At 69.3% G+C, this 24,103-nt stretch carries 19 protein-coding genes and 1 pseudogene; 8 read left to right on the forward strand and 12 right to left on the reverse strand.

The window, feature by feature from the left end; translation table 11 throughout:
• Window positions 1-16 precede the first annotated feature (16 nt).
• Together CMC5_RS37465 and CMC5_RS37470 are read left to right on the forward strand one after the other, a co-directional pair.
• Complete coding sequence (locus CMC5_RS37465; RefSeq protein ID WP_245678085.1) at window positions 17-1,438, forward strand: DUF4331 domain-containing protein; 1,422 nt, start codon at window positions 17-19, stop codon at window positions 1,436-1,438.
• 56 nt (window positions 1,439-1,494) lie between these two features.
• Entirely contained in the window at window positions 1,495-1,848 is a 354-nt protein-coding gene (locus CMC5_RS37470) for a hypothetical protein (protein ID WP_050434887.1), read from the forward strand.
• A gap of 44 nt (window positions 1,849-1,892) precedes the next feature.
• Here CMC5_RS37470 and CMC5_RS37475 read toward each other — a convergent pair whose 3' ends face one another.
• Window positions 1,893-2,534: a TetR/AcrR family transcriptional regulator gene (locus CMC5_RS37475; protein ID WP_050436368.1), complete on the reverse strand. Its 642-nt coding sequence runs from the start codon at window positions 2,532-2,534 to the stop codon at window positions 1,893-1,895.
• Window positions 2,535-2,647: 113 nt separating this feature from the next.
• On the opposite strand from CMC5_RS37475, the gene CMC5_RS37480 reads away from it, so the two are divergent.
• The gene (locus CMC5_RS37480) at window positions 2,648-3,568 is read left to right on the forward strand and encodes an SDR family oxidoreductase (protein WP_050434888.1); all 921 of its coding nucleotides are present in this window, start codon (window positions 2,648-2,650) and stop codon (window positions 3,566-3,568) included.
• 213 nt (window positions 3,569-3,781) lie between these two features.
• On the opposite strand, the gene CMC5_RS37485 is transcribed toward CMC5_RS37480, so the two are convergent.
• On the reverse strand, window positions 3,782-4,801 hold the full coding sequence (locus CMC5_RS37485) for an endonuclease/exonuclease/phosphatase family protein (RefSeq protein WP_050434889.1): 1,020 nt from the start codon (window positions 4,799-4,801) through the stop codon (window positions 3,782-3,784).
• 14 nt (window positions 4,802-4,815) lie between these two features.
• Between CMC5_RS37485 and CMC5_RS37490 the strand changes: the two genes are divergently transcribed.
• Window positions 4,816-5,190 carry a hypothetical protein gene (locus CMC5_RS37490; RefSeq protein WP_050434890.1) on the forward strand — a complete coding sequence of 125 codons (375 nt, stop codon included), beginning with the start codon at window positions 4,816-4,818 and terminating at the stop codon, window positions 5,188-5,190.
• Between the two features lie 8 nt (window positions 5,191-5,198).
• On the opposite strand, the gene CMC5_RS37495 is transcribed toward CMC5_RS37490, so the two are convergent.
• Both CMC5_RS37495 and CMC5_RS37500 read right to left on the reverse strand, forming a co-directional pair.
• Entirely contained in the window at window positions 5,199-6,395 is a 1,197-nt protein-coding gene (locus CMC5_RS37495) for a HupE/UreJ family protein (protein WP_156339147.1), read from the reverse strand.
• Window positions 6,379-7,797 carry a tetratricopeptide repeat protein gene (locus tag CMC5_RS37500; RefSeq protein ID WP_082363150.1) on the reverse strand — a complete coding sequence of 473 codons (1,419 nt, stop codon included), beginning with the start codon at window positions 7,795-7,797 and terminating at the stop codon, window positions 6,379-6,381. The genes CMC5_RS37495 and CMC5_RS37500 overlap by 17 nt, the downstream gene beginning before the upstream one ends.
• Window positions 7,798-7,978: 181 nt before the next feature.
• Here CMC5_RS37500 and CMC5_RS37505 point away from each other — a divergent pair, with 181 nt between their 5' ends.
• Entirely contained in the window at window positions 7,979-8,896 is a 918-nt protein-coding gene (locus tag CMC5_RS37505; RefSeq protein ID WP_050434892.1) for a hypothetical protein, read from the forward strand.
• On the opposite strand, the gene CMC5_RS37510 is transcribed toward CMC5_RS37505, so the two are convergent.
• Together CMC5_RS37510 and CMC5_RS37515 are read right to left on the reverse strand one after the other, a co-directional pair.
• Window positions 8,878-9,819, reverse strand: coding sequence for a polysaccharide deacetylase family protein (locus CMC5_RS37510; RefSeq protein ID WP_245678087.1), 942 nt, complete (start codon window positions 9,817-9,819; stop codon window positions 8,878-8,880). The two genes, CMC5_RS37505 and CMC5_RS37510, sit on opposite strands and share 19 nt — an antisense overlap.
• 379 nt (window positions 9,820-10,198) lie before the next feature.
• The gene (locus CMC5_RS37515; protein WP_082363595.1) at window positions 10,199-11,032 is read right to left on the reverse strand and encodes a ComF family protein; all 834 of its coding nucleotides are present in this window, start codon (window positions 11,030-11,032) and stop codon (window positions 10,199-10,201) included.
• Between the two features lie 139 nt (window positions 11,033-11,171).
• Between CMC5_RS37515 and CMC5_RS37520 the strand changes: the two genes are divergently transcribed.
• The 3 genes from CMC5_RS37520 to CMC5_RS37530 all read left to right on the forward strand — a co-directional run bounded on the left by CMC5_RS37520 (window position 11,172) and on the right by CMC5_RS37530 (window position 16,637).
• Window positions 11,172-14,234 carry a GYF domain-containing protein gene (locus tag CMC5_RS37520; protein WP_050434893.1) on the forward strand — a complete coding sequence of 1,021 codons (3,063 nt, stop codon included), beginning with the start codon at window positions 11,172-11,174 and terminating at the stop codon, window positions 14,232-14,234.
• Window positions 14,225-15,064, forward strand: coding sequence for a hypothetical protein (locus tag CMC5_RS37525; RefSeq protein WP_050434894.1), 840 nt, complete (start codon window positions 14,225-14,227; stop codon window positions 15,062-15,064). The genes CMC5_RS37520 and CMC5_RS37525 overlap by 10 nt, the downstream gene beginning before the upstream one ends.
• A 121-nt stretch (window positions 15,065-15,185) precedes the next feature.
• Window positions 15,186-16,637: an alginate export family protein gene (locus tag CMC5_RS37530; RefSeq protein WP_050434895.1), complete on the forward strand. Its 1,452-nt coding sequence runs from the start codon at window positions 15,186-15,188 to the stop codon at window positions 16,635-16,637.
• Between the two features lie 210 nt (window positions 16,638-16,847).
• Here CMC5_RS37530 and ftsH read toward each other — a convergent pair whose 3' ends face one another.
• From ftsH to CMC5_RS37555, 6 genes and pseudogenes are all read right to left on the reverse strand, one after another.
• Window positions 16,848-18,794 carry an ATP-dependent zinc metalloprotease FtsH gene (gene ftsH / locus CMC5_RS37535; protein ID WP_050434896.1) on the reverse strand — a complete coding sequence of 649 codons (1,947 nt, stop codon included), beginning with the start codon at window positions 18,792-18,794 and terminating at the stop codon, window positions 16,848-16,850.
• Between the two features lie 140 nt (window positions 18,795-18,934).
• Window positions 18,935-19,972, reverse strand: coding sequence for a tRNA lysidine(34) synthetase TilS (gene tilS, locus CMC5_RS37540; RefSeq protein WP_050434897.1), 1,038 nt, complete (start codon window positions 19,970-19,972; stop codon window positions 18,935-18,937).
• Between the two features lie 4 nt (window positions 19,973-19,976).
• Window positions 19,977-20,189 carry a hypothetical protein gene (locus tag CMC5_RS37545; protein ID WP_050434898.1) on the reverse strand — a complete coding sequence of 71 codons (213 nt, stop codon included), beginning with the start codon at window positions 20,187-20,189 and terminating at the stop codon, window positions 19,977-19,979.
• 6 nt (window positions 20,190-20,195) lie between these two features.
• Complete coding sequence (locus CMC5_RS48185; protein ID WP_245678611.1) at window positions 20,196-21,032, reverse strand: class I SAM-dependent RNA methyltransferase; 837 nt, start codon at window positions 21,030-21,032, stop codon at window positions 20,196-20,198.
• Between the two features lie 414 nt (window positions 21,033-21,446).
• A pseudogene (locus CMC5_RS48190) lies at window positions 21,447-21,626 on the reverse strand (TRAM domain-containing protein); the annotation flags it as partial.
• Window positions 21,623-24,088 carry a serine/threonine protein kinase gene (locus CMC5_RS37555; protein WP_218920160.1) on the reverse strand — a complete coding sequence of 822 codons (2,466 nt, stop codon included), beginning with the start codon at window positions 24,086-24,088 and terminating at the stop codon, window positions 21,623-21,625. The pseudogene CMC5_RS48190 and the gene CMC5_RS37555, both read right to left, overlap by 4 nt.
• Window positions 24,089-24,103: the final 15 nt, after the last annotated feature.

Raw genomic sequence — 24,103 nt, forward strand, 5'->3', positions numbered from 1 at the left:
GAAAGGATCTCGGACCATGAAGAAGCCCGCCTGGTGGACCCGCGCCGCCATCGCCGCCGTCACCGCCATCGGCGCGCTGGCGCTCCCTGATGCAGCGCACGCAGCGTCGCACCGCGAGGCACCGGCCATCGCCAGGGACCCGTCGGCCGACAACACCGATCTGCACGCCTGGGTGCAGGGCAGCAACCTGGTGATCCTGGCGAGCTACGTGCCGTTCCAGCCACCCGCTGGCGGACCGAACTACCACTCGTTCTCGGACGACGTGCTCTACGAGATCCACCTCGTGCGCGGTCCGACCAGCCTGGAGGACGCGATCACCTACCAGGTCCGCTTCGCCACGACGATGCCGGACTACGTCGATCCAGCAGCCGGCATGCCCACGCCCGCTGGTGGCAACGAGTTCTTCGCGCAGATCAGCGGCGCGGTGCAGACGTACACGCTGGTGAAGATCGAGAACGGCGTCACGACCACGCTGATCAGCAACGCCCCGGTGGCGCCGCCGAACATCGGCCCGCGCACCAACGCGCAGGTGTACCAGGCGCCTCCTTCCGGCTACCCGGCGTACTCCGTCAGCTCGACCTTCCTGCGGTCCTTGCCGGGCAACGAGGGGCGGGTGTGGGTCGGCCCCCGCGACGACGGCTTCTACGCCGATCTCGGCCACCTCTACGATCTCGGCGGCCTGTGCCCGCTGATGGTGCAGCCCAACCCGCCTTGCACCGCGCGCAACCACCTCGGCGGCTACAACGTGCAGACCATCGCCCTGGAGATCCCACTCGCCCGCGCGAACGGCGGGCCGGTGACGCAAGGCCCGAGCAACGCCCAGACGGTGGGCATCTGGGCATCGGCCAGCCGGCGCAAGGTGCGCGTGCTGCGGGCGAACGGCACGCACGACGAGCTGGGCCCCTGGGTGCAGGTCTCGCGCGTGGGCCTGCCGCTGATCAACGACATCGTGATCGGCTTGCAGGACAAGGACCGCTACAACGCCTCGCACCCCCGCAACGACATGGCGAACTTCGGCGCCTACATCCTGAACCCGGTCCTCGTGCGCAACGCGGAGTACGCGGGCCTCTACGGTGCCGGTCAGCCCCTCGCCGCCTACGCCGCGCAGCTCCCCGAGCTGAAGACGAACCGCACCGACATCATCGACGTGATCAACCTGGCCCTGCCCATCCTGGGCTCCCACACGATCTCCTCCGTGGCCGACGTGCTGCGCGTGGACCTGGGGATGCAGTCCATCTACCCCAACGGTCGCCCGCTCATCCCGGGCAACACCATCGAGCAGACCGACGTGACCGACATCTCGTTGACGCTGGTGCTCACGGGCACCGTGGGCCTCAACATCGGCGACGGCGTCGGCGCGAACGATCGGTCGTTCCTGAACACGTTCCCGTACCTGGCGCCGCCCTGGGAAGGGGCGAACGAGAGCCACTACCGCTGAGCGCTCGGGGCCTCCCTCGATGCGACGCTACGCCATCCACCGCAGGAAACGGCACCATGACCGACACCATCGTCCTGTACCGCCCCGTCGGCCCCGCTGAGCTCGATCTCCTCCGCGCCACGGACTGGAAGCGCTTTCCCCCACGCCTCCCCGACCAGCCCATCTTCTACCCGGTCGTACAGGAAGAGTACGCGCGCAAGATCGCCCGCGACTGGAACGTGCCCTCCAGCGGCTCCGGCTACGTCACCCGCTTCCACGTCCGCGCCGACCATCTCGCCAGATACGATGAGCAGCTCGCTGGCGGCACCCAGCACACCGAGTACTGGATCCCTGCCGAGAAGCTCGACGAGTTCAACGACAACATCGTCGGCCCCATCGAAGTCATCGCCGAGTTCCACAAGGATCGCTGACCCTCAGCGCGCCATCGTCGCATCGACGACGCCACCGCGTGCGCTCACGCGGTCGAAGCGCTGCCCGGGCGGCCGGGCGATCGAGCGCGCTTCCGCGGCGTCGTCGAGGAAGACTTCGCGGAGCTTCCGGTGACGACGAGCCGGAGGTCGACGCGCGTCGCGTGGACGTAGTGCGCCAGATCATGCTTCTTGGAGCCGTTGACCCAGCGTTCGAACGCGCTCTTGAAGAGTACGATCCCGATCTCGGCAACGAGGTTCGCCGTGTTCTGGGGGACGCCGCGCTCACGTAGGCATGCAGCCATCGCCGACGTCAGCCTCGCGAGCTTGATGAGCTCTCGCTCGTGCAGCTCGGTGTGCGCCGCGATGAGGCCCTGTCGCTCACGCGCGTGGGCGCGGCGTTGCTCGAACATCGGCGCCGTCGCCTCGAGCCCGGCCACCACGGCGTCGAGAGGAGCCATCGACTTCGGAGCGGTGGTGATGCCATCGACGACGAGCTTCTCGAGCTGCTCCGAGCCCGAAAAGAGGACCTCTCGTTTGTCGGTGAAGTACCGAAAAAACGTTCGCTCCGTGAGCTTCGCCCGAGCCGCGATCTCGCTGACGGTCGTCCGGTCGTATCCGTACTCCAGGAAGAGCGCCATCGCCGCCTCCTGCAGCCGTTCGAGTGCGTTGGGTTCCCAGCGGCCCATGCAGCCGACCATAGCCCCTCCGTCAGGAACTGACATCCGTCACCCTTTGTGATTGCAGAGACTGACATCACACCGTAGATCTGATGTCAGTTTCTGACATAAGGAGACGGCCCATGCGCGTTTTCGTCACCGGCGCGTCCGGTCACATCGGTTCTGCTCTCGTCCCGGAGCTGCTCGCCCAGGGGCACGACGTCGTAGGTCTCGCTCGCTCCGACGCCTCTGCGTCGAAGCTCGTCGCAGCCGGTGCGGTGGTGCACCGTGGCGATCTCGACGACCTCGACGGCCTGCGCGCTGCCGCCGCCGGAGCGGACGGCGTCATTCACCTCGCCTTCAGCCACGAGACCGCTTTCTCAGGCTCGCCCGAAGGGTACGGAACGGCGGCCACTCAGGAGCTGCGCGCCCTTCACGCCATCGGCGAGGCGCTCGTGAACTCCGGCAAGCCCTTCGTGACCACCGTAGGAACGGCAGCACTCGCGTTCGCGAAGCTGGGTCGCCCTGGCACAGAGGAAGACACGATGCCAGCCGGACCGCGCGTCGACGCCGAGAACGCCACCATCGCCCTGGCCCAGCGCAGCGTACGTACCTCGTCCGTTCGCCTCCCGCCGACCGTGCACAGCACGCTGGACCACGCAGGCTTCATCCCGTCCCTCATCGCAATGGCACGCAAAACCGGCTTCTCCGTTTACGTAGGCGATGGTTCGAACGTCTGGCCAGCCGTGCATACGCTCGACGTGGCGCGTCTCTATCGGCTCGCGCTGGAGTCCGCGCCCGCCGGCACACGACTGCATGGTGTCGCCGAAGAGGGCGTGCCGTTCCGCGCCATCGCCGAGACCATCGGCAAGGGACTCGGGCTCCCAGCAAAGAGCATCACCCCGGAAGAAGCCCCGCACCACCTGGGCTTTCTCGCAAGGTTCGCAGGCGTCGACAACCCGACTTCCAGCACGCGTACGCGCGCCCTTCTGCAGTGGGAGCCAACCCATCCCGGGCTGCTCGCAGACATCGCGGAAGGCCACTACCTCACCCCTCGAAGCTGACCAGGACGAGGAGAGAGAGACCATCCCCTCACCCACCTGCCGGGTGAGCCCTCCGCAGATTCACACCGAGCCTCGCGAGCCCCCAGCGGACTCACACCGAGCCTCTCTCCTGCGTCCGCAAACGCGCGACAGCCATCGAGAGGTCTGAAATTCACGCCCCCTCGCCCCACTCATCGACGACGGCACTGGAGCCGCTCAACCCGCCAGCGCCGCTCAAGCCGCTGGAGACGCCCGTGTCCCCTGGAGCGCTTCCACCGCTGGGACCCTGCACCGCCCGATCAATGGCACATGATCCGACAACCCGGCAAAGGCGCCCCGCCGCCCGAACGCATGTGTCCCCTCGAAGTCCAGCCACTCCAGCCCTGGCGACGAGTACACATGATCCAGGTGCATCCGCAGGTTCATGAACCCTGCCGTCGGAAATGCCCGTGCCTCCTCCACCGACACCCGCTGCACCCGTGAAAACGCATCGACCAGCCCTGCTTCCTCCCGCAGGTACCTGTCCACCGGCGACCCTGGCAGCGCGTTGAAGTCCCCCACCACCACGAACAACGGACTCCGCTGCTCCTGCTGGATGAAGTTCGCCAGCACCCGCGCCTCTTCGAGCTGGTTCGGACCGAACCCCATCCGCGCCTGACCCGTCCAGAACTCCCGAGAGAACACACTCGGAAGACTCAGGTGCGTGTTGAAGATGTCGAGCGTCTGACCGCTCGGATGCCGGAACGACACGTGCGCGCAGATCCGCGTCTGCTTCAACCGCCGCACCCGACGACGAAACGTGATGTCGTGCGGCTGCGTCGCGTTGTGATGATCCACCTGCAGCGTGTCGCGCGCGATCACGGCCAGACCCGTCGTGTAGATGTTGGTCCGCATCGTCAGACGGTATGTGTGCGCCGGGAAGTAGTAGGCGAAGTAGCGCTCGGTTCGACCTGATTCCGCAAGCGCCGCGTGGAACTCCAGCATCAGGCGCTCGAGCTGCGTCTCCTCCGGGTGCCACTGCGGGTTCATCGTCGACGACCGCAGCGATTGCGTCTCCACCTCCTGGAGACAGATCAGATCGGGCAGCGGCGACAGATGCGCCAGGGACCGCGCGATCCGGTGGATGGCCGCAGACGTCGTCGCGATCCCCCGCGTCGCGTGACCGAAATACCGGACGTTGTACGTCATCACCCGCAGCACGGGCGTGGACGGCCGGCTCGCCTCGTCACCCGCTGGACACGGCGTCGCGCTCATGGTTCCTCTCGACCATGGGCAAGAACGTCATCGTTTCCGAGGAGACCCTCCGGGATCTGCTGGAAGCGCACGCCTCCCTGTCCGCCTGGTACTACGTCCTCTGGAACGCCTTGCGCCGTGCGGGCGGGACCGCGAATGCCCCGGATGGCTCGGAGCGCGCGGCCTTCCTCGAGCGCATCGCCCAGGAGTACCCCGAGCTGGCCGCGATGGCGCGCTCGCTCGGGGAACCCCGCATGTTCGTCCCCGCGCCTCCCTCGGTCGCGCCGCCGCCCCTGGTCGGGAGCGCGGGCGGCAACGAGCCGACGACGGCGGTCGAGCCGGCGACCGCCAGGGCGCGAGAGCGCCAGGGGGGTGGGAGTGAACCGGAGGGTGAGGGGGGTCGATCCTGAGCTGAGCATCACGCGCCGAAGACGCGTTCCACAAACCAGGCCACACCAGCGAGCACGATCAGCACGCTCGTCAGTCGCACCACACGGGGCGTCAGCCAGCCACGACGACGGGCGAACGCGAGGAGAGGCAGCCACACCGCCAGCACGGCGAGCTGACCTGCCTCCACGCCGAGGTTGAAGCAGAGGAGCGCCTTCGGCACCTCGGCGCGGGGAAGCCCGATTTCCTGGAGGGCGCCGGCGAATCCGAAGCCGTGGATGAGGCCGAACGGGAGGGTGATGCGCCAGCGGCCTTCGGCGTCCTTGATGTACAGGTTCTCCACACCCACGTAGGCGATGGACAGCGCGATGGCGGGCTCGATGAGCCGCGGGCTGGGGGTCCAGATGCCGAGGGTGGCGAGGGCGAGTGTGATCGAGTGCGCCACCGTGAACGCCGTGACCACCAGCAGGATGGCGCGGAGACGGCCTCCGAGCAGGACGAGGCCGAACAGGAACACCAGGTGGTCGATACCGAGAAGGATGTGCTCGATGCCCATCAGGAAGAGGTCGAGGGCCGTGGAGGGGGCTGACTCTTCGGGCGCTGGGGTCGGCGCGGAGGGCAGGCTCGCGGAGGCTGCGGGGGCCGAAGGGCGGGCGACGACGGCAGCGGCGATGGGCGCGGTCAGCGTCTTGCGCTTGCGGTAGAGGAGCGCCTCGCTGACCCGAGGGCCGCCGCCGACACGGAGGAGCTGGCGGTGGTTGAAGGCGAGATCCTCGATCAGGCCGACCTCGAAGCGCACCTCGCCGGGGGGCGCGGAGCACGAGAACGTGGCCTTGAGCGTGACACCGTCGCCCTCGACGGGGAGCGCGAACAGGAGGCGGCCAGGGCACGCGCTGCCGTCGCCGAGTACCTGGATGCGATCGATGACGGCGCGCTCGATGCGATCGTGGGCGTCGGTGAGTTCCTTCTCGCTCAGGGTGTCGTCGCGGTCGCGGTCGAGGCCTGGGAGGAAGGTGGCCAGCTCGCGCTGGGCGAAGGTGATCTCGCCATTGACGGAGGCACCTTCGACGACGAAGTCACCGCGGGAGAGGCCGACTTCATGCGCCGAGGCGAGCGCGGGGAACGCGAGGAAGAGGGCCGCGAAGAAGAGGGCCGCGAGGGACGGCGGGAGGCGCACCACGAGGGCGGCGAGGAGGTGCTGGTGGCAGCGGTCAAGGGGCCGAGGCATCAGGACTCCGGGCTTGCGCGAGCAGGCGCGCAGCATCGGCAGCGCCCGCAGGGTCGAAGTGGGGGTTCTGCCGGAGCGCGGCCTGGAGAAGGCGCGAGGCGTCGGCGTGCTCGCCCGCGGCGAGGTGGATGGCGCCGGCGTGGTAGAGCAGGCGGGCGTCACGGGTGCCGAGGGTGCGCGCGCGGTCGCTGGCAGCGCGGGCTTCGGGGAGGCGGCCGGCGCGGTGGAGGATCCAGGCGTAGGCGTCTTCGGTGTAGAGGTCGCCGCTGCCACCGCGGTGAGCGCGCTCGGCCTCGATGAGGTGGAGGGCTTCGGCCGGGTCACGATCGGCGAGGAAGAGGGCGAGGGCGCGCGGGTCGGACTGGCGGGCGGCGTCGATGGCGGCGGTCTGAGCGCGGGCTGCGGCGTCGGGTGTGGCAGGGGCGCTGGGGGCTTTGAAGGGGCCGGCGAGGTGGTGCGCGTCGGCGAGGAGGAAGAGGGCTTCGGGGGTGGCGCTCCGAGCGACGGCGCGGTCGAGGAGGGAGATGGCGCGCGAGGTGTCGCGCTGGGCAAGGGCGACGCGGGCCTTGCCGAGGAGGGCGGGTGGGTAGTCGCTGGAGGCGTCGAGGGCGCGGTCGAAGCCGCGGTCGGCGCCTTCGAGGTCGCCTTCGTGCCAGAAGAGCATCGCGGCTTGCACGAGAACCCAGGCGTAGGGCTCGGGCTCGGCCGGGTCGTAGGCGTTCATGGCGAGGCGGAAGATCTGCTTGGCGCCGACGATGTCGCCGCGCAGCCAGCGAAGGTGGGCGACGCGGGCGTAGGCGCCGAGGTCGGGCTTGAGGTCGACGCGGCGCTGGGCGGCGCGGACGGCGTCGTCGAAGCGTCCGAGTTCGAGGAGGGTGTCGCTGAGGGTGTCGAGGGCGAGGGCGTCGTCAGGGTCGGTGGCGAGGAGCTGCTCGGCAAGGTCGCGTGCGTCGGTGAAGCGGCGCTGCTGGAGGAGGATCAGGGCGCGGAGGCCGAGGGCCGGGCGATGACGCGGGTCGCGCTCGAGGGCGAGGGCGGCGGCGGCGTCGGCGTTGCGGTAGAGGCGCAGGTCGCTGGCGCGGCGGGCTTTGCGGACCCAGGCGTGGCCGAGGAGGACCCAGGCATCCGGGTCGAAGTCGGTGCGGGTGGCGCGCTGGACGAGGGCGCGGAGGTCGCGATCGGCCGGGGTGGCGCCGGCAGGATCCTGGAGGGCGAGGCGGCGGGGTTCGAGTGCAGGAGGCGCTGTTGCCGAGGCGGCGGTCAGGGGGGTGGAGGGAGGGACTGAGGCCGACGACGTGGGAAGGTTCGACGAGACGGCAGGGCGATCGCGGTCACACGCGAGCGGGGCCACGGCGAGGGCCACGACGAGAGGGAACGGGGGGAGCGCTCGGCGGGCGGCCATCGGGGAGGTGGAGGCACGGCGCGAACAGGCGGGGGCGGGGGCGCCTCTGGGCCTGTGCGGCGGGCGTCGAGGGAGTCGGTCTTATCGCAGGCGTGGCAGGAGGTCGACCAGGCACGAATTGCCTTGCGGTAGGTCACGTGGTCGGCAAGCTCGTGAGCCGGTGCGGCTGGCCTGGTTGCGGATGCGGGTCCTCTCGGGGGACGGGAGCTGCGCGTTGAGCGGGCTGCGCGGTTCGTGGAGCGGGCTGTGCGGTGTCCTGGTGTTCGTGCTGATCGGGGGGTCGTGCGGGCGTGAGTCGGCGGGCGGGGATCCGGGGGTGGGGCCAGGAGCCAGCGCGACGGGTGCAGCGGGTGCGGTGGCGGGGGCCGGCGCAAAAAGCACGGCGCACGCTGGCGCAGGGCGTGACGCGCGAGGCAGCACGAGCGCGGGCGCGGAAGCGGGCGCGGGCTCCGATGAGGTGCGTCCGGTGTATCCGGTGACGGGAGAGGCGCCAGAGGCGGTGGCCGTGCGCCTGTGCGAGGCGCTGCATGCGCTGCCGTCGGCGCGGAAGGCAGCCTGTCGGGGGGGGACCGAGGGGTTCCATGCGGGCGCGGAGTGCGCGCGCACGCTGAGTGAGGCGCTGCGCGCTGGAGCGGTGGTCGTCGAGGAGGAAGCGGTGGCGCGGTGCCGCACGGCGATGGAGAGCGCGCTGTCGGGGTGTGCGTGGGCCGGGGGGCTGACGCCGCGGGCGCCAGTTTCGTGCGAGGGGATCGTGCGGGGGACGCTGCGGGAGGGGGCGCGGTGTCGGTCTGCGCTGGAATGCGTGTCGGGGCTGAGTTGCGCGGGGTTGGGGCCGACGAAGAGCGGGCTGTGTGTGCCGCCGCGGGTGGCCGGGCCGTGCGGACGCGCGGTGGATACGCTGGCGGTGCTGGCGCGGCAGTCGCAGGCGGAGGTGGAGCATCCGGAGTGTGCTGGGCACTGTGCGCAGCTCCAGTGCGCGGTCGATGTGCCGCTGGGAGGGGCGTGCAAGGGTGATGTGGTGTGCGGGCGCGGGCGCGCGTGCGTCGCAGGGCGCTGCGCAGGCGGGCAAAGGGCGGGCGCTCAGGCCGAGGGGCCGTAGCGCTCTCCGGCGAGGAGCTTGAGCTTGTACAAGGCGCCCACCTGGCCGCGATCCATCGCGACGCGCGGGACGTTGAGAGGATCGCAAGCGGTGGTGAGACAGAGGCCCGTGTTGTTGGTGAAGCCGATCTCGAAGCCCGCGGCCTGCACCGCAGCGCGGTGGGCACGTGCCAGGGGGTAGCCGACGGGATAGGCGACGGCGTGGACAGGCTCGCCCAAGACATCCATGAGCACGCTGCGGGAGCAGATGAGGTCGCGCCGCGCTTCGTCGGGCGACATGGTGTTGAGCACGCAGTGGCGGTGGCCGTGGGACTGCACGTCCATGCCGGCAGCGCGGAGGGCGCGGATGTGCGGCCAGTCCATGATGGTGGCCTGGGCGAGCTTGCGCTCTTCGTCGACGCCGAGGGTGACGTCGGTGGCGCGCTCCAGCTCGGCGAGGCAGCGCTCGATGTCGACGCCAGGGGTGCGCTTGATCGCGGCGGTGATGCGATCGGCCGCGGCCCGCGGGGCGCGCGTGGGGTGGAGGACGAGCGGGACGGGATACGCGAGCTCCACGACCTCACGACGACAGCGGCGCAGGGTGAGATGGACGCGATCCCACCAGAAGATGCGGCCGGCGCCAGGGTAGATGGTGGGAATGAAGAAGGTGGCGGAGACGCCTGCGTCCCGGAGGATGGGGAGCACGACGTCGTGGCAGTCGCGGTAGCCGTCGTCGAAGGTGATCAGTACGGGGTTTGGAGGCAGGTGGCCGCCGCGGAGCCCCTGGCGGAGTTCGGAGAGGGAAAGCGCGGTGCAGTGCGCCTTGATGAGGGCGATCTGTTCGCGCAGCTCGCGCGCCGTGGCTTCTGCGACGCCTGTGTCGAACTCGCCCACGCCATCGGGCTCAGCAATGCGGTGATAGGTGAACACGCCGAGGATCGGCACGCGACACCGGCCTCGAAGCCAGAGGAGTCGATCGAGCAGACCAAGCGTATCCAGAGCGCCCGCGGCGAGCGCGCGAGAGGATCCGCGCCGAGGGAGTTGGTAGAGTGGCTGGACCGGCCGGGCAGCGTTCACGAGCATACTTGTTATATGGATGTCGGGAGAGGCGACCGGTATGCGGGCGATGTAGATGGGATCGTTGCAAGAAACAGGGACGATCAGCCTCGCCCCGAACGCGGCGAATCCGGAGACACGAGGGAGAAGAGAGCGCTCGGTGTCTGCACCGAAGCTGGTTGCGTCCGCGGGGGATCGTACCCAGCACGCGCAGGTTTTCCTGCGATCGACGGTCAGGGTGGCAGAAGGCGCATGCCTGTCGTGTGCATCAGAGAGACAGCAGTGCGCGAGGAGTGTGCACGGGGTCCAGATGCGCATCCGCCGCTCGGAGCGCCGCTGAGATCTCCGTGGGGGGCGCTCGTAGGTCGGTCGTCGCGCGTGCGACGACGAGGGCGGTAACGGCCACTGCGCCGGCGTGGAGCAAGGCGTGTGTGCATGCTGCGAGGGTTGCGCCCGTGGTGGCGACGTCGTCGACGAGGATGACGGTGCGATCGCGGAGGTCCGCGGGGCGACGGACACGGAAGGCGCCCGCGACGTTGCGCAGGCGTTCTTCGCGCGTGAGACGTGCCTGCTGCGGTGTGGCATGGAGGCGCGAGAGGCCGCGCGCCATGAGTGTTGTGCCGAGGTCTCTGGCGAGGTGGGTGGCGAGCAGCGCGGCCTGGTTGTAGCCCCGGTCGGCCAGTCGGCGTGGATGCAAGGGGACCGGGACGATCAGGTCGGCTCGTAGCTCGGCGCTTCGAGCTGCCTGGATCAGCATGCGGGCGAGGGGTCGGGCCAGATCGGGTCGGTTGCTGTACTTGAGGCGGCGCAAGGCCACGGCGACGGCGCCTTCGTACGCGGCGTGCGCGACGAGCAGGGTGGAAGTGTCGACCAGGGGCGTCGGGGTGCACGTCGGTGGGAGGCCGACGTCCTGGAGAGAATCGGTGGTCACGCAGCGCACCGTGGCGACGCAAGGCGGGCAGAGGTCGGTGGGGGTGACGAGAGGGGCGTCACAGGCGGCGCACGTCGGTGGGCTCAGGGCGTGGGCGCCAAGGGCGAGGAGGGCGTGGAATCCGCGGGACAGAAGGGAAGCCAGGCGAGGGGGGACAGGACGCTGGCGCATGGCGGTGTATCGGGGCCGCATGCCGTCGGGTTGCGCAGGGATGAAAAGTGCATCGCGTCCCGGGCCGCGCGCGATACCATCGGCGCGTGACGATTCCGCCCGGGAGACGCCGTCGCGAAGCCAGGAGGAGCGGTCGGCCTTGAGCACGCCCGAGGAGTGGCGCTGGACGGACGAGCTCGGCGTGCAGCGGCGCGTGAGCACCGAGGAGCTGCACGAGGCGCTCGCCAGCGGGTTGCTGTCCGGTTCGACGCTGGTGTGGCAGCGGGGGATGTCGGCGTGGGCGCCCGCGCACGAGGTGCCCGAGCTGGCGCAGGTGATCCTGACGCGCGACGACGGTGAGCTGGACACGATCACCGAAGCAACGCTGACGGAGCCAGGTCGGGTGATCCAGGAGTCACCTGGAGCGCCCGGAGCGCCCGGGCAAGCGCCAGTGCCCGCCGAGCGGGGACTCCCGACGTCACCCGCGATCACGCGGGGCGCGGCGCGGGCTCGGGTGAGCGCGGGCGAGGCGCGGGCGCGCGCGGTGATGCAGACGCTGGTGGGGCTGGAGGGCGAGGGGCAAGCGATCGAGGCGATGCGATCGAGCGCGTCCACGCCGCCGATCGCGATGCCCGCCGTGGGTGGAGCGCCCGAACCAGGAGCGCGGGCGATCATCACCCGGCCGCCCCAGTTCGGTCCGTCGGAGTCGCGTGCTGGAGCGGGGTTGCCAGGTGGTGGGGTGATCCCGCCAGCGCCGAGGGTGCCCGGGTTGTTCGGGGGGAACACGACGCCTGGTGCGGGTGGGGCGACGCGGGCGGGGGCGCAGCGTCCCGAGGGTTCTCAGGAGAAGGCAGCTCCCCGTCGTCCGCTGATCGAGATGCCTGGGCGCAAGCCTTCGGGCGCCGCGGAGCCGCGCAAGGGTGGGGCTCCGGCTGGTGCGGGGACGGTCGAGGAGGCCCTGGCGCGGGCCACGAGCGGTCGTGGGGCAGGGGCTGGAGCGAACGCTGGGCTCGGGGCGCAAGATGGCGCAGCGCAACGACATGCGGTGCGCGGCCCTGCTCCGCAGCGAGGGACGCCAGCGCAAGGGGAGCAAGGGACCGGAACGCTGGCTCAGGGGGCGCAAGGGACCGGGGCACAGGCGCACCGGGCGCAGGGGTCGGGGGCACTGGGGCAAGGGCCCCATGCGGTGCAAGGGCAAGCGATGCAGCCGCAGACGTCTCCTGGGCTGGGGTCCCATGCGGCGCAGGCCCCGGAGGCGCGAGGGTTCGCGATGCAGGGGCAGGCACCTCGCGCCGGCGAGGTGCCGCGCACAGGGAGGACAGCGGCACCACCGCCTCAACGGCCCGTCGGCCGTAATCTGCCGCCACCTCCCACGCTGACGGCGGATCCGAGCGACGCCGCGGCCCCTGTACCAGCCCTGGGGCATCCAGAGGAGCTGCGCTATGCGGCCGGGGCGAGCCGCTTCGGGTGGGCACCGCGCGCTGCCGATGGAGGCGGAGGCGGAGAGCGAGCTGCCGGGGCGCCCGTGGACAGGGGGTCTCCGGGGGGCGAGCCGCAAGGGAGTTCGACCGCTGCGTCGGCGTCGTCCGAGCGAGAGGCGCCGATCACGCAGCCCGCGGGCGGCGTGGCGCCGCGGGGCGAGGTGGCCGCGGAGCGGGCGTCGGGTGTGGGGCACGAGGCGGGAGAGGCCGCGCCGCGGCGGTGGTCTTCGGAGAGGAGCCGAGAGTCGGGCGGCGTGGTGGAGACACTGGCCTCCGCGCTGATCCCCGCCGGATCGCTGGGGAACACGCCTCCAGCAGGAGGCGTCGTCGTGCAACGGGACAGCGCGCTTCCCGGCGGGAGAGAGAGCGCGCTTCCCGGTGGGCACGTGCCGGGTGGGGTCACCGCAGCAGGCGTGGCGGCAGCGGGTGGTGGGCGCGTCAACGGGAGCGGTGGTTCGCTGATGCCGACGGTGGCGTCGATGGTGGCGACGCCGGCGCACAGGGCGTCCCAGGTGCCCGAGGAGAGGGCGCCCGAGGGCTCTCCGGAGAGCTGGACGGCTGGGTCGCGCTCCGGTGGGTCGCTGTTGCACGCGCAGGTGCGGGTTCCCGTGTCATCCCTGCTGGGGACGGGCGGGACGCTGATCGTGCTGGTGTTGATCGCGTTCCTGGCAGGGCGGTGCTCGGTGGGGGATCGAGGCCGCGTGGAGGTAGCGCACGCTGGGTTGCTGGAGAGCGCGCTGGGGCCGTCGAGTCCCTCCCCCGCAGGTCCGCCGAGGCCTTGCTGGGTGTCGAGGCAGCCGCGCAAGTGGGCGCCGCTCGTGGACAAGAGCGCGCCGTTCGACATGGCTGCCCTGGGAAGCGCTGGTCTGCTCGTGGGTTACGCGCGGACGCAGACGGAGGCGATGGGGCTGGAGGTGGATCTGGCAAAGGGTGGGGTGTCGGAGACCTTCAAACAGGTCGCCCGTGGTTCCATCTCACGGGTGTTCCCGACGCCGGGAGGGACGGAGGCGTTCGTGGTGACGCTGGATGGGCAAGAGGGCGTTCAGTCGCCATTCTACGTGCCCGGTCCGCAGCCGCTGGTGGTGGGCTTCGGTGAAGGGGGGATCGTCACGAGCGAGCGCGCCGATGGGACCATGACGCCCGTGTGGCCGAAGGTCGGGGGTGAGGCCGAGGCGATGCGGGTGGTGAAGGCGGGAGAGAAGGGCCACGCGCTGCTGCTGCGACGGGACGGGGGTGTATGGGGCGGGTGGATGAATCCCGCGCGCTCGGCGCTCGGTGAGCTGATGCAGGTAGCTGGCTCGGGCGGTTCGGTGGGGAAGCCGTCGCTCGGCTGGAACGGGCGCGAGGTGGCCGTGGTGTTCGCCGACCGGCCCGCCGGCAGCAAGGCGTGGGAAATCCGGCTGGGCCGGGCGCCATTCGGGCAGATGCCCGCAGCGACCGAGGTGCTGCCGTTGCCGGAGGGTGGGCCCGGTGGCGATGCCTTCGCTCCCGACATCGCGGGGCTCGCGGACGGTCGGTGGGTGCTCGTGTGGACCGAGGGTCCGGCCGGGAGCCGCGCGATGCGCGCGCTGACGCTGGGGCCTGATCTGACACCGATCGGGGATCCGATTGCGCTGTCTCCGCCAGCAGGAAACTTCGGGCAAGGCATCCTGGGGGTGGCAGGGAGCTACGTGGGTACGGTGTTCCTCTCCAAGCCGGCAGCGATCTACGAGCTGTGGGGGGTGGTGATGCAATGCGGTTGATCGCCGGTTTGCTGCGAGGCTGGGCCGCGTGTGGTGGTGCAACGGTGGTGGCGCTGAGCCTGGCCCTGGGTGCCGTCACAGGCTGCTCGACGCCGTCGCGGACGCGCATCGAGCAGGGGTCGCAAGTGACGACGGGGAGCGCGCCTTACGATGCGTTCTTCCAGGAGGTGCTCGCGACGCACGAGGAGACGCGTGAGGCGGAGACGCTCGCGTCGGGCGCACGGGCCGGGCTGAGCCGGTCGCTGGGGCTGCAAGAGGCGGCAAGCCGCGAGGTGGTGCTCGACGCGGCGCGGGCGCGGGCGGCGAAGCTACGTGAGGAGGGTGTGCTGCTCCATTTGCAGCTCACGCCCGAGGTGAAGGTGGTGCGGGCCGGTGGAAAGAAGGGCCTGGACGACGACGGCAAGGAGATCCTGGACGCGCTCGAGGCTTCGGCCAAAGGCGGCCTATCGGTGTCGAAGCAGCTCGACCAGCTCGCCAGCCGGGTGACGGAGCTGGAACGAAAAAGGGCGGAACTCGATCAAGAACTCTCGATGGCGTTCGCGTCGGCGCCGTCGTCGCAGCGCCGCGAGGTGCAGCGCGAGCTGGATGCAGCCGGGAAGGTGCTCGCCGAGGCGAAGGAGGGGACCGATCTGCAAGCGGCGCTGGTGTCGAAATTCGTGCTCGATCTGGCCATCGCCGTGGAAACGGGAGCGTCTCCCGGCGAGGCCAGAGGCGATACGAAGCGCTCCGGGGCGCGTCCCACAGGGCGTCCGGCGCCGCGACGTGGTGGACCTCCCGCAGCGCAACCACCGCCCAAGCCCGCTGGCGGCAGTGACGACTTCGAGTTTTGACGCGGCAACGACTTCGGGGCTCCAGGCTGCCCTCCCCCTTGTCGCGGGAGCGAGGCCACGCCTATCCTCCCGGACCGCTCGAGGGGCGTAGCAGCGCTACGCGCCGGGGCGCTCTCTCCCGATGATTCGCTCTCACCAGCTCGCTCAGGCCGTCTCGGGTTCGGTGCTTCTCGCGCTCGCGGTCACCTCGACGGAGGCAGCAGCGCAGGCCTCACCCTGGTCGGAGGCCGTGGTCGTCGGTGGCTGGTCGTTCCGCCCCCAGCTGGAGCTCAGGACCCGCGGCGAGCTCCGTTCGAACCCCATCGACACCGGCGGCGAAGTGTATGGGTCGAGTGCTGTGCTCGCCGAGGGGTTCGGGACGACGCTGCCCCCGGTCGCGGAGACGCGGGCAGAGACCGACATGCAGTGGGTCGTCGGGGAGCGCGCGCGGCTGGGCCTCACGGTGGACCGTGGCGCGCTGACCGGCGTGTTCACGCTACAGGACGCGCGACTCTGGGGGAGTCCGGAGACGATCTTCCTGGGTCCAGGTCAGTCCGAGCTGCCGTCGACGGCCCCCTGGGAGGCGTACCTCGACGTCCATACGCGCTCCGGGCGGAGGGCGTTCTTCCGCATGGGTAGACAGCGGGTGGTCTGGGGGGATGGTCGGCTGCTCGGGGAGAGCGACTGGGCGTACACGCCGCGCTCGCTGGACGCGATGCGCTTCGGCGTGCAGCTCGGCGACATCGACATCGAAGCCATGGCCGCGCTGTTGAGCGCCCCCGGGGCAACTCCGCCTTCCGTGGCGGGAACGCGCCGGCCTATCTCCGAAGGGACCGGGGCACAGCTCTACGGGCTCGATGCGGTGTGGCACATCGCGCCGCTATTCCAGGTGGAGCTGACGGGCCTCGCGCGCATCGTGCGGGAGCCGCGGCCGAGCTGGCTGACGCCCGGGGACACCTTCGTGGTCGACGGCCGGGTGTTCGGAGAGCACCGAGGCTTCAGCTATGCGGTCGAGGGGGCTTACCAGTTCGGCCGCATCGCGACGTACGGGGAGGATCGGCCGCTCTCCGCCTTTGCACTCGCAGCGCGCGCTGGGCTCGAGACATCGCTACCAGGGCACCTGAAGTTCGGTGTGCGAGGCGCTTATGCGTCAGGCGACGATGGCGAGCTGGCCCCCGGTGAGACACAGACGCGGTTCGACCCGATCCTGCCGGACGAACGTCGCCACATCGGGCTGATGGGTCTCTACGGGTGGTCGAACTTGATCGAGGGCTCGGGCACCGTGGAGGTACGGCCGCTCGACGAGCTGTCGGTGCTCGTTGGTTACACCTTCGCAGCGCTCGCACAGGCGTCGGGTCGCTGGGTGACCTCACGGCTGCTTCCCGTGGGTGCGGTCGTGGGCAACGAATCGCGCGTCCTCGGTCATGAGATCGACGCCGTCGTGGCGCTCACCCCTTGGGATCCGCTGCGCATCGAGGTGGGCTACGGTCTGTTCCTGTTCGGCGAAGGAGCCCGGACCATCCTCACCGCCGCGAGTCGCCCTGCGGATCTTCAACATTTCGGTTACCTGCAAGCGACATTGCGCGTGCCGTGAACACGGCTCGCTAGCCTCAGCAGGGCAACGAGTAGCGGCTACCAGGACAGGAGACTCACCTCCGCGACGAGAAGTGAGGGCTCAAGGGCCGCGGTTCATCTCGAAGCACCAGCCAAGCGTGACGTCCCTTTCGCGACCAGGGTCTCTCCAGAAAGCGAAAGCCCCGGAGCGTTGCGCCCCGGGGCTTCACTCACCTGCCTCGACCGAGGCTCAGGTGCTCGGCGCGGGCTTGGGGGCGCCGAAGATGCTGGCAGCGCGCCGCTTCTCCTTCGCTGCACGCTCGCGATCTGCGTAGGTGGGAATGACGACCCGATCGCGCTTCGGTAGCTCACGCCCAGCGACGATGGCGTCGACTTCCTCGGCGTCGAGTGTCTCGCGCTCCAGCAGGGCGATGGCGAGCTTCTCCAGGGTCTCGCGCTGTTCGCTCAGCATGCGCCGCGCCTCGTTGTGGGCGTCCATCACGAAGCGACGGACCTCATCGTCGATCTGGTTGGCGATCGTCTCGGAGTAGTCGCGGCGACGGCTGGTGAAGTCGCGACCGAGGAACACCGACTCCTCGTCGGAAGCGTAGGAGATCGGGCCGATCACCTCGCTCATACCGAACTCGGTCACCATGCGGCGAGCCAGGTTCGAGGCCTGCTTGATGTCGTTCCCGGCGCCTGTCGTGTACTGACCGAAGACGATCTCCTCGGCGACGCGACCCCCCATGAGCACCGCGAGGCGCGCCTTGGCGAACTCACGCGACATGCTCAAGCGGTCTTCCTTGGGGAGCTGCTGGGTGATGCCCAGTGCGGGTCCACGAGGAATGATGGTGACCTTGTGGACCGGGTCGGCGTGCGGCTCGAGCAGCTTGGCGACGAGGGCGTGACCTGCCTCGTGATACGCGGTGGTCTTCTTCTCGTCCTCGCTGATGACCATGCTCCGGCGCTCGGCGCCCATGAGCACCTTGTCCTTGGCCATCTCGAAGTCACCCATGGTGACCATGTCCTTGTCCTGGCGCGCGGCGAGGAGGGCTGCCTCATTGACCAAGTTCTCGAGATCGGCACCGACGAAGCCGGGGGTACCGCGGGCGAGGATGTCGAGGTCGACGTCGGTCCCCAGGGGAACCTTCTTGGTATGGACGCGGAGGATGCCCTCGCGGCCACGGACGTCAGGACGATTGACGACGATGCGCCGGTCGAAGCGGCCAGGGCGCAGGATCGCCGGATCGAGCACGTCGGGGCGGTTGGTCGCGGCGACGATGATCACCCCCTCGTTCGACTCGAACCCGTCCATCTCGACGAGGAGCTGGTTCAACGTCTGCTCGCGCTCGTCGTGGCCGCCGCCGAGACCCGCGCCGCGGTGGCGACCCACCGCGTCGATCTCGTCGATGAAGATGATGCAGGGGGCGTGCTTCTTCCCTTGCTCGAAGAGGTCGCGCACGCGACTCGCGCCGACGCCGACGAACATCTCCACGAAGTCGGAGCCAGAGATCGAGAAGAACGGTACGCCCGCTTCGCCCGCGATCGCCTTGGCAAGCAGCGTCTTGCCCGTCCCAGGAGGGCCCATCATGAGCACGCCCTTGGGGATGCGGCCGCCGAGCTTCTGGAACTTCTTCGGGTCCTTGAGGAAGGCGATGATCTCTTCCAGCTCGTCCTTCGCCTCGTCGATACCAGCGACGTCGGCAAAGGTGATCTTGTTCTGCGCTTCGCTGAGGAGGCGCGCGCGCGACTTGCCGAAGCTCATCGCCTTGCCGCCACCCGCCTGAAGCTGGCGCATGAACAGGTAGAACATCACCAGCAGGAAGACCATCGGCAGGATGGTCACGAGCGCACCAGACCAGAACGGCGAGGCGTCTTCCTTCTCGAAGCTGACTGCGACCTTGTTGTCGTAGAGCAGCTTGGTCAGGTCCTCGTTGTTCTCGGGGCCGATCGTGACCTTCTTGGTCTTGGAGCCGCTCTTCGGGTCCTTGACCCAGAAGGTGTATTCGCGGTCCTTGACGGTGACGGACTCGACGTGGGGCTCATGCTCTCGGTCCTGGACCTGAACCTGAGTCAGGAAGTCGCTGAAGGCCACCGGTGTGGCGGGAGGGCGATCCGGGCTCAGGAATTGCCAGATCGCCAAGAACATCATGATCAGCAAAACCCAGAGCAGCAGCGTCTTGTGCGATTGCTTCACGAGTGACCTCAAGGCTCGCTACTGACGAGCCACCACGTCCTCAAGGGTACGCGTGTTCCGACCATCATGCCACCTGCGCAGCTCCGCCCAGGCGTGTTGTGTGCCAGGCGCCCGGACGGCTGCAGCCGCCCAGCGCGGCCTCACGGCCGGCGGCGCGCCCGCTTCTCCTCAATAAGCACGGTTTCACCTCCAGGGAAGTCCAGGGTGAACTCTCGGTCTCCCTGGAGGCTCAATCGTACGGGACGCCCGAGCTTACGGGCTCGATCCACCGCCAAACGTTGCGCCCTGCCCAGAGGTATGGGGAGGGCTTCATCGTCCGGCCGCTCGGTCGCCAGCATGTCGGAGAGCGCGCAGAGGTGCTGAACGAGCTGCGGGGAGAGGCCCTCGAGCAGAGGAATCACTTCACAACGAACGCGGGTGCGGAGGAACCGGGGATCGAGGTTGCTGGGATCTTCAGCGAAAACGAGCTGATGCCGCTGCAGGTGGCTCAGGACGTCGCTCCGACGAGCGAGCAGCAAGGGGCGAATCAGCTCCAGGTCCCCTTCGTCCCCACGCTCAGGGGGGGGTCGAGAGGTCTCCTCTCCTCCTTCATCGTCACAACTGGAGGGCTCGCTCCCAGGTGGAACGGAGACGGAGGGCGGAACCGAGACGGAGATGGAGGGGAGCACGAGGGGCGCTTTCGGGGGCAGCACGGCAAGGCCACGGGGCCCCGCACCGCGGAGCAAGCGGATCAAAAACGTTTCGGCGCGGTCGTCGGCAGTGTGACCCGTGGCAATCGTCCGCGCTCCCGAGGCGCGCGCCACCCGGGCCAACGCGCTGCGCCGTGCGTTCCTCGCCCTGGCCTGGAGGTTGGCGCCAGGGGCCACATCGATGCGGGTGATCTGGAACGGGATGCCGAGGGAGGTAGCGACATCGCCCGCGAGTGTGAGCTCCGCCGATGCCTCGGGCCGGAGGCCGTGGTCGACGCCATGAGCGATCACGCGGTGACCGATGCGAGGCCGAAGGAGGCCGAGCACGTGCAGCAGCGCCGTGGAATCGGGTCCACCCGAGCAGGCGCAAAGGACCACATCGCCACGGGTAAGCAGCTCTTCGTCACGGATGAGGCGCTCGGCGAGGCGCCGCAGCGAGGGGGGGTGGGAGCGGCCCCTTCGCGAGGGAAGACCGTTGGGCCCGCTCATCAGCTCACCCGAGCTCGAAGGCTTTGCAGAAGATCACCTGCTCGCGCGCGGTCAGGTCCTGAGAGAGGTGCGGCTCGACGGGAAACCCGAGCGAGCACCGCGGGGGGTCACCCAGGTCCGGAGCGCCGGGGTCGAACGAGGCGCAGTCGGGGCAGGCGAAGACCAGACGGAAGCGGCGTGCTTCCTCGCGCAGCCGATCGTCAACGTTGTGGATCATCTGCTCTCAAGATAGCGCAGCGGCACGAGCCGGGCGGCGAGCAAGCCGGACGATGACTTCGACGTGGCTGGTCTGTGGGAAGAGCTCCACGGCTTCGAGGTGGGTGATCATGAGTCCAGACGCGGTGAGCAAGGCGAGGTCGCGCGCAAGCGTGGCCGGGTTGCAAGAGACGTAGACCACGACGCGCGCGCTCGATGCCGCCAGCGCAGCCGCAGCCCCGCTGGCACCACCCCGGGGAGGATCAAGGACGACCACGTCGACCCGTGGGGGAATGGGGGTGGCATCGGCATCAGCGACGACGACTTTACCCGAGAGTCCCCGAGCTGCGAGGTTCTCGCGAAGACAGGCAGCGGCCTCGGCACCTTGCTCGATGGCGACGAAGGAGGCGAGGCTCGCCTCGCCATCTGCCGCGTCAGCAGCGTTCGGTCCGCGCGCGAGCAGGACCGAGAGGGTCCCGCTCCCCGCAAAGAGCTCGAGCAGGTGAAGGGGCCGCGACGGGGCGTCGAGCCAGACAAGCTCGTGGACGCGCCGCGCGAGAACCGAGGCGCCCTCTTCAGAAGGCTGGCCAAAGCCGCCGGCAGACAGCAAGAGAGGCGCCCCGTCTGCCCCCTGGATGACTGGTCGTGGATCACCGAAGGATGCCGGACGGTTGACGCCTTCGAGCGCGACGCGGGCGCCAGCCCAGGTTCCCTGCGCAACCCGCTGGTCCAGCTGCTGCCAGGTTGAGGGAGCGAGCTCACCACGCCACGCGAGTTCCACGACGGGACGCCCACCTGCACCCGCGGCGATGAGGACGTCGCCTTCTCCAGTCGCACCGACGAGGAGGTCCGGAAGCTCGCTCAAGAGGGCATCCAGAGAGGGAGTCAGGACGAGACAACGATCCACCGGAACGAGCGCGTGCGTTCCCGAAGCGCGATAACCGACACCGATGCCGGACGTGCCATGAACTCCGCGCCCACTGCCTCGCCTGGAGCCTCCTCGGGATGCCTTTGCCAGGAGCCGGGCCCGGGTGCGGTATCCAAAGGGTTGGGGCGCAGGATGGACACGAAGGGGAGGCAGCGCGACGTCCGATGTGGTCCGCCTGATGGCCCGCTGGACGAGCACAGCGTGAGCCTCTTGCTGTGTGGCAGCGGAGAGATGCATCCAGTCACATCCTCCACAGCTCGTGACGAAGGCGCAGAGAGGCTCGACGCGTCCAGGGCCGGGAGTCAGAACGCGCAGGACCTTGCCACGGGCAGGTCGCACAGAACGGTCGACGTCAGCCTCGACCACGTCGCCAGATGCCGTACCGGGGACGAAGACGACTTCGCCTTGTTCGGTGCGCGCGATGCCTGAGCCGCCAGCGGCCAGTTCCTGGATCGAGAGCGTAACAGGCCTCACGCTCGCACGGTCACGACGGGATCCCCCGCCACCGCGCTCGGAGAGCTTCTTCATCATTTCATGGCGATGCGATGCGCCGAGACCGAGCCAGAGACGACGATGACCGAGATGACCTTCCTCGTGGTCCCCTTGCGACCCGTGACCCGATGCTGTCCAGGAGAAGCCGCGACGCGCATGACCGGCGAAGGACCGAGGCTGCGGCCGTTGTCGAGTACTTCATCGCACTGCGGATCACACTGAATGGTCAGATAACCAGGGACTTCCTTGGGCTCGCTCGAAGCCGCCGCCGCTGGCGCTGAGGCGGTGACGGGCTTGGGTGAGCTGGCGGGAGCTACCGCGGCTGTAGCCGTGATCGAGGAAGGCGCGGAGAGCGCGGCTGGAGCCGCTGCCGCAGCAGCCGTGGGCGATGCGGAGGGCTGCGCCGGAGGGGCATCGTCGGCGGGCGCTTCAGGGGGCGGAGCCGCGACCACTGCTTCAGTCGGAGCGGATGGAGGCGACGCGGCCCCCATGGTCGTATCCGCGGCCGGTGCGACGCTGGGGGGAGGCGCCTGTGTCCGCTGCATCTTGAAGTAGACCAGCGCGACGATGCCGATGAGACACAGCGCCGTCAGGGCGACGACCGCAATGATCACGCCGGTATTTCGTCGCTGTCCGCGCTTGGCGGCATCTTGCTGAGCCATCCAGAGCGCGGCCGGATCAGGGCGAGGCAACGACAGCGCCGTCTCGATCTGAGATTGCGGCTGATGCCCTGGAGGAAAATGCATGGGAAACGCCTGCGTGGCTGGAGGCTGCGGACCCGTCGGAGCGGGACCGAAGCTGGGAGCGCCGCCATGACGCACACCGGGATATCCCTGCGGACCTGCTGGAGGCCCACCGTACCCTTGGCCGTTGTAGGGAGGAGCGCCGAAGCTCGGCCCTCCCATGCCCTGCCCTCCCATGCCCTGAGGAAGCTGGCTAGCAGCTGGTCCCGGACCGAAAGCGGGTCGCGGTCGATCGGTCGGAGAGGGGCCCAGACCCATCGTGCTGGGTAGCGCCAGGGTCGCGCCGAGATCATCGTCTCGTTCGTCGAGCGAAGACGCCGAGAAAGGCGGCGGCTGGGAATACGGGTTCCCCGGGGGGCGGGCGCCGTAAGGAGAGGGCCCCGGTCCCGCCATCGATGGGAGCTGCATGGTCGCTGGAGCACGAGGCGGTGCGCCCGTCGGTCCAGGCTCGGCTTGGAGTGGACGCCCCATCCCCATGCCGTGCGGGTGTCCTCCCGGGCCTGCAGCGCCAAGGGCCGGCATTCCTGCGGCTGGACGTGGCCCCATGCGCTCGGGTCCGACGGATCGAGGTTCGAGTTGATCGCGGTTGGCGACCGTCGTGGGGACGTCCTCATCGTCGTCCATCAGCGAGCTGGCAGCCATCTGCGACTCGACCTGCGCAGCGCGACCGATGGGACCGATCCCGCTCGCTGGAGAGCCAGACGAGCGCGGGGCGTTGCCGCGCGATCGTCGCAGGTCGTCGTCGTCTTCCCTGCCACCGCCGCTCCCTCCAGCGACGCTGGGATTTCCGGTGGCTTTGAGCTGATCGACGTTGATGGTCGACGTGACCTCCGCCGCCCAGGCGAGGTGCTGCTCCCGCTTCTCGATTCGATCCGCGAAGACCTGCCGAACGAACTGCGCGACCTCCTCGGGACCGACGTAGGCACCACGGCGCATGAGGAAGTTCTGGAGGGCCCTCGAGAACTCACGCGCGGTGGCGAAGCGTTGACGCCGATCCTTGGCGAGCGCTTTGAGGACGATGGCCTCGAGCTCCAGCGGGTAGTTCGGGATCAGCGTGGACGGTGGTGGCACCTCGCATTTCTGCACCTTCTCGAGGGTGTCGAGGTCGGTATCCATGCGAAACAGACGTTGGTTCGTGGTCAGCTCCCACAGGACCACACCGAGCGCGAAGATGTCGGTCGTGCGATCGATGTCTTTCACGCCCGAGACTTGCTCGGGCGACATATAGGCGAGCTTCCCCTTGAGCGTGCCGGCTCGGGTCGATGAGAGGCGATCGGCGACCTTGGCGATGCCGAAGTCGACGACCTTGGTGTAGCCGTCGTAGGTGATGAACAGGTTGTGCGGCGTGACGTCGCGATGAACGAGGCCGAGGAGCTGACCGTTCTTGCCGCGAAGCTCGTGCGCCGCATGCAACCCTTCGGCTGCGTCGGCACACATGCGAGCGGCGAGCTCCGGCGAGAGCTGTAGACCACGCTCTTCGGCACGACGCATCACCTCACGAAGCGGCTCGCCGTGGAGGTACTCCATGGCGATCCAGTAGGTGTTGTCGTCTTTACCCAGATCGAACACCTGGGCGACGTTGGCGTGATTGATGCCTGCCGCGATGCGCGCCTCGTCGAGAAACATGTCGACGAACTGGTCGTCCTCGACCAGGTGCGGGTGGATGCGCTTGATCGCGACCCACTTCTGGAACCCGCCAGGACCATCCATGCGCGCGAGATGCACGCTCGCCATCCCACCGACGCCGATCTCGTCCACGACCCGGTAACGGCC

It is taken from the genome of Chondromyces crocatus (assembly GCF_001189295.1).
GTDB lineage: Bacteria > Myxococcota_A > Polyangia > Polyangiales > Polyangiaceae > Chondromyces > Chondromyces crocatus.